Origin of the sequence: Methylocella silvestris BL2 (assembly GCF_000021745.1) — a bacterium.
Lineage (GTDB): Bacteria > Pseudomonadota > Alphaproteobacteria > Rhizobiales > Beijerinckiaceae > Methylocapsa > Methylocapsa silvestris.
In genome coordinates, this window is sequence record NC_011666.1 from 1,815,741 (window position 1) to 1,829,128 (window position 13,388).

At 64.9% G+C, this 13,388-nt stretch carries 11 protein-coding genes; 7 read left to right on the forward strand and 4 right to left on the reverse strand.

Features of this window, described 5'->3' with window-relative positions; genetic code table 11:
- Positions 1–326 precede the first annotated feature (326 nt).
- Positions 327–1,037, forward strand: coding sequence for a transcriptional repressor LexA (lexA, locus tag MSIL_RS08550; protein WP_012590696.1), 711 nt, complete (start codon positions 327–329; stop codon positions 1,035–1,037).
- A 40-nt stretch (positions 1,038–1,077) separates the two neighbouring features.
- Here the strand turns inward: lexA and MSIL_RS08555 are convergent, their stop codons facing one another.
- Complete coding sequence (locus tag MSIL_RS08555; RefSeq protein ID WP_012590697.1) at positions 1,078–3,417, reverse strand: ComEC/Rec2 family competence protein; 2,340 nt, start codon at positions 3,415–3,417, stop codon at positions 1,078–1,080.
- Positions 3,418–3,657: 240 nt separating this feature from the next.
- Here MSIL_RS08555 and gltX point away from each other — a divergent pair, with 240 nt between their 5' ends.
- From gltX to xth, 5 genes are all read left to right on the forward strand, one after another.
- Complete coding sequence (gltX, locus tag MSIL_RS08560) at positions 3,658–5,079, forward strand: glutamate--tRNA ligase (RefSeq protein ID WP_012590698.1); 1,422 nt, start codon at positions 3,658–3,660, stop codon at positions 5,077–5,079.
- A 408-nt stretch (positions 5,080–5,487) separates the two neighbouring features.
- Positions 5,488–6,777 carry a citrate synthase gene (gene gltA / locus MSIL_RS08565; protein WP_012590699.1) on the forward strand — a complete coding sequence of 430 codons (1,290 nt, stop codon included), beginning with the start codon at positions 5,488–5,490 and terminating at the stop codon, positions 6,775–6,777.
- A 55-nt stretch (positions 6,778–6,832) separates the two neighbouring features.
- On the forward strand, positions 6,833–7,780 hold the full coding sequence (locus tag MSIL_RS08570; protein ID WP_341871989.1) for an FAD-dependent monooxygenase: 948 nt from the start codon (positions 6,833–6,835) through the stop codon (positions 7,778–7,780).
- Positions 7,704–8,075 carry a hypothetical protein gene (locus tag MSIL_RS22245; protein WP_341871990.1) on the forward strand — a complete coding sequence of 124 codons (372 nt, stop codon included), beginning with the start codon at positions 7,704–7,706 and terminating at the stop codon, positions 8,073–8,075. The genes MSIL_RS08570 and MSIL_RS22245 overlap by 77 nt, the downstream gene beginning before the upstream one ends.
- A 17-nt stretch (positions 8,076–8,092) precedes the next feature.
- Complete coding sequence (gene xth, locus MSIL_RS08575; RefSeq protein ID WP_012590700.1) at positions 8,093–8,869, forward strand: exodeoxyribonuclease III; 777 nt, start codon at positions 8,093–8,095, stop codon at positions 8,867–8,869.
- Positions 8,870–8,884: 15 nt separating this feature from the next.
- Here xth and MSIL_RS08580 read toward each other — a convergent pair whose 3' ends face one another.
- The 3 genes from MSIL_RS08580 to mntR all read right to left on the reverse strand — a co-directional run bounded on the left by MSIL_RS08580 (position 8,885) and on the right by mntR (position 11,814).
- Positions 8,885–9,733, reverse strand: a complete 849-nt coding sequence (locus MSIL_RS08580) for a DUF72 domain-containing protein (protein ID WP_012590701.1) — start codon at positions 9,731–9,733, stop codon at positions 8,885–8,887.
- A 121-nt stretch (positions 9,734–9,854) separates the two neighbouring features.
- The gene (locus MSIL_RS08585; protein ID WP_012590702.1) at positions 9,855–10,697 is read right to left on the reverse strand and encodes a tetratricopeptide repeat protein; all 843 of its coding nucleotides are present in this window, start codon (positions 10,695–10,697) and stop codon (positions 9,855–9,857) included.
- Positions 10,698–11,334: 637 nt separating this feature from the next.
- Positions 11,335–11,814, reverse strand: a complete 480-nt coding sequence (gene mntR / locus MSIL_RS08590; protein WP_012590703.1) for a manganese-binding transcriptional regulator MntR — start codon at positions 11,812–11,814, stop codon at positions 11,335–11,337.
- Positions 11,815–12,040: 226 nt separating this feature from the next.
- Here mntR and MSIL_RS08595 point away from each other — a divergent pair, with 226 nt between their 5' ends.
- The gene (locus MSIL_RS08595) at positions 12,041–13,387 is read left to right on the forward strand and encodes an Nramp family divalent metal transporter (protein WP_012590704.1); all 1,347 of its coding nucleotides are present in this window, start codon (positions 12,041–12,043) and stop codon (positions 13,385–13,387) included.
- Position 13,388: the final 1 nt, after the last annotated feature.

Genomic DNA, 13,388 nt, shown 5'->3' on the forward strand with positions numbered 1-13,388 from the left:
CCGAGCGGCGGCGAGAGTTAGTAACCTACGGCGAAGCTGAAAGTTCCGTCAATGAATTCGCGCAATCGCAAAGCGAAGCCGCGACGATAAATTTCGCCTGCGAACGTTATGCTGGGTTGCGGAACGCAGAGAGAACAGATATGGTCTGTTCACCGTTTGTGCGGGTGAGCGATTCAGGCGCTTTCTGTGGGCGTATCTTGTCTTTCGAGCAAGTTTTTCGGAGGCTAGATCCTATTGCAGCCCGCTCGTTTGCAGCCAAGCCCTTCTCGGGCGCGCCTTTGCGCCCCGCCATCCCGCTCGACGATCATGCGAGAAAGTGGACGCCGATGCTGACCAAGAAGCAAAGCGAGCTTCTGCGCTTCATTAACGAGCGCATGAAGGAAACCGGCGTGCCTCCTTCCTTCGATGAAATGAAGGACGCGCTCGACCTCCGGTCCAAGTCGGGCATTCACCGGCTGATCATCGCGCTTGAAGAGCGGGGCTTCATCCGGCGCTTGCCGAACCGGGCGCGCGCGCTCGAGGTCTTGCGCATGCCGGGCGCCTCGGCGGCCGACGCCGGCCGGGGGCGCAAATTCGAGCCGAGCGTGATCGAGGGACATCTTGGCCGCGTCCGCCCGATGCCGGCGGCGCGCGACGATGAGGATGGCGCGCGCGCCATGGTGGCGATCCCGGTGATGGGCCGGATCGCCGCCGGTACGCCGATCAGCGCGCTTCAGACCCGCAGCCATACGCTCAATCTGCCGCCGGAAATGCTGTCGCAAGGCGAGCATTATGCGCTCGAAGTTCGCGGCGATTCGATGATCGACGCCGGCATCTTTGACGCCGATACGGTGCTGATCCGCAAGCAGGACACCGCCGAGACAGGCGACATCGTCGTCGCGCTGATCGACGATGAGGAGGCGACCCTCAAGCGCCTGCGCCGCCGCGGCGCCTCGATCGCGCTCGAAGCCGCCAATCCGGCCTATGAAACGCGCATTTTCGGACCCGACCGCGTGCGAATCCAGGGCAAACTGGTCGGATTGATCCGACGCTATTGATGACGCCGGCGCTCCCCTGCAAGAGCGCCGGGTCCCGGCCTTATTCGATGGGAGATCCATCGTCGCCGTCGTCGGGCTGGCGCGAGGCCGCGCCCTCCTCCTGCGCCGGAACGGATGGATCGGCGTCGGCCAGCCTAAATTGCGGCGCGGGGGCGGCCGGAGCGCGGCCCCATGTGCGGCGCGGAGCGGGCGACCAGGGTCGATCTTCTTCGAGTGATCGCGCCGCGGCGCGCGTCAGTCCCGCCGGCGTCATCGCCAGTGTGACGGCGCCGGTCTTTTTCAACGCATCGCGGTCGAGAACAATCTGCGCCGCGCATCCTTTCGGAGCGAACAGCGGCGTGACGATAATGTCGGCGCGCAGGCAATCCTCGGCGAAAGCGGCGCGGTCGACGACAAGCGACAGGGTGCGGCCGTCGGCAAGACGTCCGACGCAGGCCGCCTTGTCGCATGCGCTTTTTCGAACCGCCGCGGCCGCCGGGCGCCCGTCCGCGTCGGCGCGCAGCCATTGTTCGGCGGCAAAGAGGTTCGGCCGCGCCGCGAGCACCGCCAATCGGCCGTCTTCGCCGCGATAGGCCGCCGCCTCGCCGCCGGGGGCGACAGCGACGTCGAATTTTGGCCCCGAGGCCGCGCCAAAGAGACCAATGGCGAGGAGCGGCAGGGCGATCGCGCGGAACAGGAGCGTGCGCCACAGAGTCATGCACAGGACGGCGAGCGTCAGGAAGGCGAGCGAGAATGGCGCGAAGGCGGGCAGATGGATGCTGGCGCCGGGCAGCTGACCGACCTGGCGCGCGGCCCACATCACGCCGTCGACGCCGAAGCCGAGATAGCGCCAGACCCAGGGATCGAGGCCGATTGGATAAAGCAGCGTCCCGAGCAGCGCCCCCGGCACGGCGAAGACTTCGATCACTGTCAGCGTCAAAGGATTGCCGATCAGCACATAGGGGCTGAGCTCGTGGAAATTATAGGCCATGAAGGAGGCCGTCGCGGCGGTGGCGCAAAAGGTCGCGAACAGAAGCCCGCCCGGACCCTGGCTGAGGCGCGCCCGGACCGAGGTCCAGAACAGCCGCGCGCCCTCGCCGGCGACGGGCTTCGAGCGCAGGATCGGCGCCTCCTCCCGCTCGGCGCTCGCGGCGGCCATGCGCCCCTCATACACCGCGACGAGGGCGGCGACGGCGGCAAAGGAGAGCTGGAAGCTCGCGCCCATGATCGCCTCGGGCTCGGCCAAAATGACGAATAGCGCGGCGAAGGCGAGGTTGCGCATGGTCAGCGCTTGGCGGTCGGCCAGCACCGCGCCGAGCATGATCAGCGTCATGATCAGGGCGCGCTCGGTGCCGACGCGCGAACCGGTGGAGACGTCGTAGATCACAGCGCCAAGCATGGCGAGCGCGGCCGACCATTTCTTGATCGGATAGCGCAGCGCCAGCGAAGGGCTGAGCGAGAGCGCCCGCCTGAAGCCAATGAAAAAGATCGCCGCGACCAGCGTCATCTGCACGCCGGAGATGGTGATGATGTGGAAGATGCCCGCCTCGCGGATCACCTCCTTGGCGTTTTCGGACAGAAGATCGCGCTTGCCGGTGACCATCGCAGCGGCGATCGCCCCCGCGTCGCCGCCGATGACGGCATCGATGCGGCGCAACAGAGCGTTGCGGCCGCGGTCTAACGCCATCGCAGCGCCGAGGGAAAAACCCGCCGGCTCCGGCGCGGCCAGGGTTTCGATCCGGCCAAGCGCGTTGCCGACGCCGCCTAACCGCGCAAACCAGGCGTCCCTGGCGAAATCATAGCCGCCGGGGAGACTCGCGCGCGAAGGCGGCAACAGGCGCGCCTTGAGTTTTATGTAGGTTCCCGCCTCGAACGGCGGCGCGCGGCGGACCGAAAGCCGCACGCGATAGGGCGTCGCCTCGGCCGCGAGCCCCTCGATCGCGCGCACGCGCAATACGAACCGCGCCCCGGAGCGGCGGAAATCCATCTGCTCCACAAAACCTTCGACGACGCCGATCGTCGTGCGCTGGATCACCGGCGCCGCGACCCGCGTCGATCGCCACGCGGCGGAAAACTCTCCCGCGAAAAAAGCGGCCGCAGCGCAAATCGCCAGAAAGGCGGCGCGCCGCTCCCGAGCGACAAAGGCCAGGCCCGAAAGGACGCCCGTCAGCGCGGCGAGAAGCCACATCGACGGCTCGCGGTCCGCGCTCAAATAGGAGACGACTCCGGCCCCGGCGGCGACCGGCAGCCAGAGGAACATGCGGCGCTGCGCGCATTCGGTCTCGAAGGCGGCGGCGAAAGCGAGCCGCAGCCGCGCCAAAGGGGCAAGCAGCGCCGGCGACACTCCGCCGGCCCGCCCCGCGCCGCCGTCCGCCAACGCCGTATCGAGCGGCCTCGCCAATCCGTTTGCCCCATCGCTCGGCCCGTCGCTTGACGGGGCCAGCCGAAATCGCCCGCGCGGGCGGCCGCTCCAAGGCCTATTCTTTCGCCCATTCTATGTTACACGAGCCGCCGACGGGCAAAAGGTCCGGCGCCGCTTCAGCCGGAATTATTGTCGCCGGAAAGGGCGGCGGCGGGCCGTCTTCTCGCGGAAAGAATGCAGGCGGCGGGGAGCCGCCTATCAGGAGTGGAAATCGAGCCTATGTCCGACGCGCCCGTCACCCGTTTCGCGCCCTCGCCGACCGGCTTTTTGCATATCGGCGGCGCGCGCACCGCACTGTTCAACTGGCTTTACGCGCGCCACGCCGGCGGCCGCATGCTGCTGCGCATCGAGGACACCGATCGCGAGCGCTCGACACAGGAGGCGATCGACGCGCTCATCGACGGGCTGAAATGGCTCGGGCTCGATTGGGACGGCGACGTCGTCTATCAGTTCCAGCGCGCCGCGCGCCATCGCGAGGTCGCCGAGAGCCTGATCGCTTCGGGCGGCGCCTATTATTGCTATACGACGCCGGAAGAGCTCGCCGCCATGCGCGAGGCCGCCCGCGCCGAAGGGCGGCCGCCCCGCTACGACGGACGCTGGCGCGATCGCCCGGCCTCCGACGTCCCGCCCGGCGTCAAGCCCGTGGTCCGGCTGCGGGCGCCGCTCGATGGCGAGACTTTGATCGACGACAAGGTGCAGGGCCGCGTCACCTTCGCCAATAAGGATCTCGACGATTTCGTGCTGCTGCGCTCGGACGGCGCGCCGACCTACATGCTCGCCGTCGTCGTCGACGACCACGACATGGGCGTGACGCAGATCATCCGCGGCGACGATCATCTGACCAACGCCGCGCGGCAGATGCAGATTTACGCCGCCCTTGGCTGGAGCGCGCCGGCCATGGCGCATATTCCGCTGATCCATGGCGCGGACGGCGCGAAGCTCTCGAAGCGGCATGGCGCCCTCGGGATCGACGCCTATCGCGCCATGGGCTTCCTGCCGCCCGCCCTGCGCAATTATCTCGTGCGGCTCGGATGGAGCCAGGGCGACCGCGAGTTCTTTACGACCGAAGAGATGATCGAGGCGTTCGATCTCGCCCATGTCGGCCGCTCGCCCGCCCGTTTCGACTTCGCCAAGCTCGAAAATATGAACGGCCATTATTTGCGCGCGACGCCGGACGCAGAGCTCGCCGCAAGCCTTGAAGAGACGCTTCCCTTTCTGCCCGGCGGAGCGGATCTGCAGCGCGCACTCGATGACGACAAAAGGGCGAAGCTGCTGGCCGCCATGCCCGGTCTGAAGGAGCGCGCAAAAACCCTGATCGAACTCCTCGACGGCGCGGCGTTCCTGTTCGCGACGCGGCCGCTACAGCTCGACGCCAAGGCGGCCGAAATTCTGGCGGCGGGCGGGCGCGCCCATATCGCCGGCGTGCTGCCCTTGTTCAGGGCGCTCGACGATTGGTCGGCGGCCTCGACCGAAGCCGCCGTGCGCGATTACGCCAGCGCGACGAAGCTGAAGCTTGGCCAAGTCGCCCAGCCATTACGCGCGGCTTTAACCGGGCGCTCGACCTCTCCCGGCATCTTCGACGTGCTCGCGGTGCTCGGCCGCGAGGAAAGCCTCGGCCGCCTCGAAGATCAGGCGGCGTGACCGGGCGCTCGTTGCTGGATTGGTTCTTGCTTTGGGCCACAACAATTGGCGACGAGAGGCGCGGACCGGACGCGTGGCGACTTTCTGGGCGAGACGCCCGAAAACAGGCTTCGACGACAAAGCCGGCGTCACAAAATGAAATCAGGTTGGAGACGCTGGACAGAGTCCGGCGGCGTTTAAAGCCCGGGGCGAGGCAATCGATGATGTCGCAAAAAGTTAAACGCCGTGCAGATGTGACGGGCCACTAATACTCTTCGGTGCGGCGCCGCGCCGGCGCTTGAACGCAAGCTTGGCATAGGATAGGAAACGACACGGCGTAAATTAGAGGTTGTTTAAGCCCGTCGCCAAAAAATCTGCTGAATGAAAGATTCGGCGAGGTTAGCACCCCTATTGCAGAAGGCAGCCTTCATGAGCGCGACCACTGGGTCTTTTAGCATTGATAGCACGACAGTCGAAATGCCGGTCAAGACTGGATCGATTGGCCCGGCGGTGGTGGATATCGGTAAGCTCTACGCCAAGACCGGAATGTTTACTTACGATCCTGGCTTCACATCGACGGCCAGCTGCGAATCCGAAATCACCTATATCGATGGCGACGAGGGCGTTCTGCTCTACCGCGGCTATCCGATCGCCCAGATCGCCGAAGGCGGCGACTTCCTCGAAACCTGCTACCTGCTGCTCTACGGCGAGCTGCCGACGCCGACGCAAAAGCGCGATTTCGACTACCGCATTACCCGCCACACCATGGTTCACGAGCAGATGGCCCGGTTCTTCCAGGGCTTCCGCCGCGACGCGCATCCGATGGCAGTCATGGTCGCGAGCGTCGGGGCGCTCTCGGCCTTCTATCATGATTCGACCGACATCTCGGACCCGAGGCAGCGCATGGTCGCCTCGATGCGGCTGATCGCCAAGATGCCGACCCTCGCCGCCATGGCGTATAAATATACCATCGGCCAGCCCTTCGTTTATCCGAAGAACGACCTCGATTACGCCTCGAACTTCCTGCGCATGTGCTTCGCCGTGCCAACCGAGGAGTTCAAGGTCCGGCCGACGCTTTCCCGCGCGCTCGACAAGATCTTTATCCTGCACGCCGACCATGAGCAGAACGCTTCGACTTCGACGGTGCGGCTCGCCGGATCTTCCGGCGCGAATCCTTTCGCCTGCATCGCCGCCGGCGTCGCCTGCCTGTGGGGCCCCGCCCATGGCGGCGCCAATGAAGCGGCCCTCAAGATGCTGACGGAAATCGGCTCGGTCGACAATATTCCGAAGTTCATCGCCAGGGCCAAGGACAAAAACGATCCGTTCCGCCTGATGGGCTTTGGGCATCGCGTCTACAAAAACTACGATCCGCGCGCCAAGATCATGCAGGAGACCTGCCATGAGGTCTTGAACGAACTTGGCGTCAAGGACGATCCGCTGCTCGCCGTCGCGATCGAGCTGGAGCGCATCGCGCTCAGCGACGAATATTTCATCGAAAAGAAGCTCTATCCGAATATCGACTTTTATTCGGGCATCACCCTCAAGGCGATGGGCTTCCCGGTCTCCATGTTCACCGTTCTCTTCGCGGTCGCGCGCACCTCCGGCTGGATCGCGCAATGGAAGGAAATGATCGAGGATCCGGGGCAGAAGATCGGCCGGCCGCGCCAGCTCTACACGGGAGCGCCGCTGCGCGATTACGTCCCGGTCGATAAGCGCTGACCGGCCTCGCCATCTGCGCCCCGCCGGTCTAGAAAGGCGGGGCGAGGAACGCATGATGGCGGATGAAAAAATCGATATATTGGTCGCGGGAGCGGGCGCGGCCGGGCTCTCCGCCGCAATCGCTCTGGCGCAGGCCGGATTTTCCGTCGCCTGCGCGGGGCAGATCGACCGCCGCGCCAACGGCCGCACGGTCGCGCTGTTCGAATCCTCGCTTCGCTTCTACAAGGCGCTCGGCCTTTGGCCGCGTCTGCGCGACCTTGCCGCTCCGCTGGCGAAGATCGCCATGGTCGACGCCATCAAGGCGCGGTTCGCGGCTCCCTCTGTCTGTTTCGCCGCCAGCGAGATCGGCCTTGCCGCCTTCGGCGCCAATATCGAAAACAATGTGCTGGTCGAAGAGCTCGAGCAGGCGGCGCGCACAGCGCTCAGCCTGCGCGAATGCCTGATCGCCGACCTCCGCTTCGAGCCCGGAGCCGTTGACGCAACCCTCGCGGACGGCAGCCATATCCGGGCCGCTCTCATCGTCGCCGCGGACGGGCGTCAGTCTCTGGCGCGAAGCCGGGCCGCGATCGAGGCGCGCAGCTGGACCTATCCGCAGATCGCGGCGACGGCGCTGCTCGCGCATGAAAAGCCGCATCGCGACGTCTCGACGGAATTCCACACAAGGTCCGGCCCCTGCACGCTCGTGCCGTTGCGCCCGCGCGCGGGCCACGCGCATCGCTCGAGCCTCGTCTGGCTGATGTCCGGCGCCGAGGCCGAGCGGCGCCGCGCGCTGAGCGATGTGGCGCTCGCCGGCGAGATCGAGGATCAGGTCGGCAGCCTGCTCGGCGCGATGGCGCTCGACGGCGCCTGCGGCTTTTTTCCGATGGCCGGCATGAGCGTCTCGCGCCTCATCGGCGACCGCATTGCGCTCATTGGCGAGGCCGCGCATGTGTTTCCCCCCCCTCGCCGCCCAGGGCCTCAATCTCAGCCTGCGCGACGTCGCCGCGCTTGTGCAGACGGTTGAGGACGCCCGCTCACGCGGCGAGGATTTCGGGACCGTGGAGGCTCTGGAGCCTTATGCCGCCGCGCGGCGCGGCGATATTTCGCTGCGAACCAACGGCGTCGATCTGCTGAACCGTTCGCTGCTGAGCGAATTTGCTCCGGTCGACCTGATGCGCAGCGCGGGCTTTTTCGCCTTCGCCGCAATCGGCCCGCTGCGCCGGGCGTTGATGCGCGAGGGCGTCCTGACCCATGGCGACCTGCCGCGTCTGATGCAGCCGCCGCCGCGCCGCAAGACGCCGTCCCGCGCCCACGCCTGATCCGCGAAGGGACCGCCGTGCAGATCGCCACCTGGAACGTCAATTCGGTGCGGCAGCGAACCGGCCATCTGCTGCGCTATCTCAAGGAGCAGGCGCCGGACGTATTGTGTCTGCAAGAGCTGAAATGCGTCGACGAGGCTTTTCCCTGGGGCGAGGTCGAAGCGGCCGGCTACAACGCCGCGGTGCATGGACAGAAAGGGTTTAATGGCGTCGCCATTCTGTCGAAGGCGCCAATCGAGGTGAAGCGCGGCCTGCCGGGCGATCCGACCGACGAGCACGCGCGCTATATCGAAGCCGTCATTCCGCACAAGCAGAGCGTCGTCCGCGTCGCGTCGATCTATCTGCCGAACGGCAACCCGCCCGATACCGAAAAATACGGTTACAAACTTGCCTGGATGGATCGGCTCATCGCCCACGCCCGTGAACTCCTGCGGCTCGAGGAGCCGCTCGTTCTTGCCGGCGATTACAATGTGATCCCCGCAGCGGCGGACTGCGCCGATCCGGCCGCCTGGGTGGGCGACGCATTGTTCCTGCCGCAGACGCGGGCGCGGTTTCGCACGCTGCTCAATCTCGGCCTGACAGACGCCCTGCGCGCGACGACCGACGAGGCCGGGCTTTACACTTTTTGGGACTATCAGGCGGGCGCCTGGCAGCGCAACAAAGGCATCCGCATCGACCATCTTCTGCTGTCGCCCGGGGCCGCCGACCGCCTTGTCACGACGACGATCGACAAGGGCTTGCGCGCCGAAGACAAGCCGTCGGACCATGTGCCCGTGCGCATCGAACTGCAATGAGCCGTGGCGGCGCCGTCATTCCGCGGCGAGACGTTCGATAAGCGCGAGGGCGGCCGCCGGATTCTTCTCTTTCGCGCCGGCGATGAAATAGATGAACACGTCCCGCGCGGCGCGTTTTTCCGGCGCGGCGTCGCTGACGCCGGCAAGATCCGCCGGTTGCTTGCCCCGCAACCAGAGCGACGCCCGATCCGCCCATAGACGAAGCGCCGAATCGTCATAGCCTGTCGCGCAATCGGGCGCGCTTTGCTGTAGCCGCGCATAGACGAAGCCGGCCGTGAGATCGGGGATCAGCGGATAATCGCTGGAATCCGCAAGGCAGATGGCGCAGGCGTAGCGCCGCGCCAGGGCAACGAATGCCGCGACGCGAAAGCTCTCGTGCCGAACCTCGAGAACGTGACGGAGCGGACGACCGTCGAGCGCCTTCGGCAGAGCGTCGCAAAAACGCTCGAAATCGTCGGCGTCGAATTGCTTGAAGGGGGCGAACTGCCAGACGATGGGCCCGAGCTTGTCGCCAAGCTCCGCGAGGCCGCTGCCGAGAAAATGCTCGATGGCCGGCGCGCATTCTGCGAGCGATTTACGATGCGTCGCAAGGCGATGCGCCTTGAGCGAGAAAACGAAGTCTTCAGGCGTTTCTTCCGCCCAGCGGCGGAAACTTTGCGGCGTTTGCGTGCGGTAGAACGTGGCGTTGACTTCGATTGCCGTCAGCTTCCGGCTGGCGAAGCTCAGCTCCTGAGCCTGCGGCAAGCCTTTCGGATAAAAATTGTCCCGCCAGGGCGGAAAGCTCCAGCCGCCCACTCCGACCTTGATTCGGCCCGCGTTGCCCGAGCTATCGTGACGTTTTGTCGAGGTCTGGGCTTTTGCCATTTCGCCTAAGGGATCGCAAGGATTTGGACGCCGATGACCGCATCCGCGCGCAGAGGCCCAACAGTTAATCGGTCGTCAAAGGAAAGGGAGATTTATCCGCAGGCCATTCGGCGGCGAAAAATCAATTCCGCCGCTTCAGATGGTCTTCGAGATAGGTTAGCGCCGTCTGGCGCTCCGTCTCGGTCGCCGCCGCGAGCGACTTTTCATAAGCGTCGATGATCCATTGATCCTTGGCCGAATCAAGCGCGGCCTCACGCGCCAGCGTCAGCCACATTAGCGCGCGGGCGCGTTGCGGCCGCAGGCCTTCATCGCCGGTAAACAGCATCTGACCGAGCAACGCCTGAGCCTGGACATGTCCCTTGTCGGCGGCGAGATAAAGCCAGCGGACGCCTTGCCGTGAATCCTTGTCCCCGCCGGCGCCGTCCAGATACATGCGCGCGAGGCTATATTGCGCCGTGGCGTCGCCGAAATTCGCTGCGGCATATTTGAACAGAGCGAGCGCGCGGGCCGGATCCGGCTTCACCTTGGATTGGGCGATGCCGTTGAGGCTGTAGGTCGCGATCGAGACAAAGGCGTTCGAGACGATCGACCTATCGCGCCAGTTTGGATTGTCCTCGTCGAAGCCCTCGATGATCTGCGAGAAATATTCATACGCCTTGAGATCGTCGTGCGGTACGCCCTGGCCGGCCGCATAGATCGTGGCGAGCTTCCACTGCGCCAGAGTCTCGCCGCCCGCGGCGGCGTATTTCAAGGCGGCGACGGCCGAATCAGACGCGCCGGAGCGAAAGTCTTCAAGGCCCGCCTGCAAGGCGGCGCGCGGCGTTTTGAACGCCGGAGAGACGATGGCCTTATCCTGAACGGCGGCGCTTTCGGCGCCTTCGAGGGCGCGAATCGGCGCGACCGGCAAACTCGCCGCCAGTCCGAAAAGAGCCACCGCCCCTATCCGCTTCACCCAAGTCGACATCAGCACTCTTTCAGTCGCGGAAACCCATCCCGCCAAAGAACCAACCAACGCGTCCCAATCGCATAACGCGCAGGACGCTTTTTGGGTGCGCGAGAAATAAAAAAAAATTCGCGCAGACCCTTCAGACAACCGGCGTTTGCGGCCCGGTTTGCAGTTTTGGCCGCGAAAATCCGCCGGCCGACTTTAAATAGGCGGCCGCAAGAGCGTCTGACGTGTGTTTCGTCACATCGCGCCGCATCTTGCGTTCAATTATTCGCGTTCGCCTCCTGCCGGTGCGGCGGGCGCGCAGTCTAACCAACAGCCTTGACGAGGATCGGTGCGAGCAAGCAGGCGTTGTAATCTGCTCGCGTCCTTAACCTTCCGCGCGTAACGGCGCCGAGGATTGCTTGTTAAACAGAGATTCGCTCAGTTTTATAGCTTTGAACAGTAACCTTTTTCTTGAAACGCCAAGTCAAAGCAACGATATCCCTGGCTGTGGTCTAAAAGGCACAAATCTTGGCGCCATTTTGAGACACCGGCCCCCTCACGCGCCTGCGAATGTTTCAAGGCCCGCCGCCGCGCCGCAACAATCCTCCAATGACGCTGAATCGCGTTGGCTTTGTGGCTGCGCGCTTTCGTCGACAATCAAATTTTTACGTCATCGCTTAAGAAAGCGTGAGAAGGCGGCGAGCGCGATATCGGACACATGATGCTCCATGCCTTCCGCATCCTGCTCCGCGCAGGCGCGGGGGACGCCGACCGCGACCAATAGATCGACCACGAGCCGATGGCGCGCCCGCGCGCGCGCCGCGAGCTCCCGCCCCGCCGCCGTAAGGAAAACACCGCGATTCAGCGCCGAGGCGGCAAGACCCTCGCGCTTCAGCCGGGCGATGCTTTTGATGGCGGTCGGGTGCGATACGCCAAGCCGGCGCGCAATATCGGTCGGGCGCGCTTCCCCGCCGCAAGTCATCAGGTCGTCGATCAATTCAGCGTAATCTTCGAGCACCGCCCGGGCCTGCGCCGACCGCGCTTTTTCAAAACGCTGCGCCTGCTCCGCTTCATCGGGCAGCGCAGCCGGCTGTCCGTGGGCTTCCGCGGCGCGCCCCTTGCGCGGGGTTTTCGCTTCATTGGCGCTCAAACCGGACGCTCCGACCTCTTCTCGCCCTCGACCAGGACAGGGCGTTTTGGGGCGCCGCCGGCATCCGCGAATTCAAGCCCGCCGGGCCATTTTAGCGCATCGCTTCTTAATACCGAAATACCGGCCGCTTAATATGGAAATCGCGGCCCGCGCCGCATTGCGATTGACACTTATGTAGCCTTGGCTACATAATCCCGCGCTGCGGCAAAATTGGAAGGAGCACGCGTTGACGGAACTGTCGCTCGCCGAGAAGAGCTTGGCCTTGCCGCTCGACGTCGCCGCGCGATCGCTTGGAGGCGCGCATGGCAGCGTCATGGTTCCGGCGAAAGGCTCGACCGTCCGGCGGTTCCTGGCGTTCGCGGGTCCGGGCTATCTCGTCGCCACCGGCTATATGGATCCCGGCAATTGGGCGACAGCGCTTGCCGGCGGCTCGAAGTTCGGAACGGCGCTGCTGTTCGTCGCCGTCCTCTCCAGCCTGATGGCGATTGTCCTTCAGGCGCTTTCGGCGCGCCTTGCCTTTGCCACCGGCCGCGATCTCGCGCAAATCTGCCGCGACGTCTTTCCCAAACCGGTCTCACTCCTGTTCTGGCTGATCATGGAAGTGGCGATCATCGCCACCGATCTCGCCGAGGTGATCGGCACCGCGATCGGCATCGAGCTGCTGACCGGACTGCCGCTCGGCATCGGCGTCATCCTTACGGCTTTCGACGCGCTTCTCGTTCTCGCCTTCATGCGCTTCGGCTTTCGCAAGCTGGAAGCCTTCGTCGTTTCGCTGCTGATCGTGATCGCCGCTTGCTTTTTCATCGAGCTGGTCCTCGCCCGTCCCGACATGGCGGGCGTCGCGCGGGGCCTGTTGCCGACAAGCGCGCTATTTTCCGATACGCAGATGCTCTACATCGCGCTCGGCATTCTCGGCGCGACGGTGATGCCACATAATCTCTATCTTCATTCCGGCATCGTGCTGACGCGGGCGGTCGGGACCAGCGTTCCCGAACGCAAAAGCGCGATCCGCCTCGCCATCGCCGATTCGACCCTCGCTCTGACCTTCGCGCTGCTCATCAATGGCTCGATCCTGATCCTCGCAGCCGCAGCGTTCCATGCGCATGGCCATTTCGAGGTCGCCGAGCTCCCCGACGCCTATCGCCTGATCGCGCCGCTGCTCGGCAGCGCTCTGGCCGCCAAATTATTCGCGGTGGCGCTGATCGCCTGCGGCCTCAATTCGACCCTGACCGCCACCCTCGCCGGCCAGATCGTCATGGAGGGCTTCGTCAATTTGAAGCTGAACCCCGTCGCGCGGCGGCTGCTCACGCGTTCGGTCGCCATCGTTCCGGCGATCGTCGTGATCTACATCGGCGGCGAGGGCGCGACAAACCGGCTGCTGATCCTCAGTCAGGTGATCTTGAGCCTGGCGCTGCCCTTCGCCGTGACGCCGCTTGTTTGGCTCACCGCCTCGCGCAAGCGGATGGGCGAACTCAAGGCCCCACTGACGACCAGCGCCATCGCCTGGGTGATCGCCGCAATCATCATCGGCCTCAACGCCAAGCTCCTCATCGACACGGTGATGGGTTCGTAGA

Bases quoted from the DNA above. Each gene is read 5' to 3' on its own strand.
- lexA (WP_012590696.1), top strand. From the start codon at position 327: ATGCTGACCAAGAAGCAAAGCGAGCTTCTGCGCTTCATTAACGAGCGC.
- MSIL_RS22245 (WP_341871990.1), top strand. From the start codon at position 7,704: ATGTGTTTCCCCCCCCTCGCCGCCCAGGGCCTCAATCTCAGCCTGCGC.
- MSIL_RS08580 (WP_012590701.1), bottom strand. From the start codon at position 9,733: ATGGCAAAAGCCCAGACCTCGACAAAACGTCACGATAGCTCGGGCAAC.
- gltX (WP_012590698.1), top strand. From the start codon at position 3,658: ATGTCCGACGCGCCCGTCACCCGTTTCGCGCCCTCGCCGACCGGCTTT.
- MSIL_RS08570 (WP_341871989.1), top strand. From the start codon at position 6,833: ATGGCGGATGAAAAAATCGATATATTGGTCGCGGGAGCGGGCGCGGCC.
- gltA (WP_012590699.1), top strand. From the start codon at position 5,488: ATGAGCGCGACCACTGGGTCTTTTAGCATTGATAGCACGACAGTCGAA.
- MSIL_RS08585 (WP_012590702.1), bottom strand. From the start codon at position 10,697: ATGTCGACTTGGGTGAAGCGGATAGGGGCGGTGGCTCTTTTCGGACTG.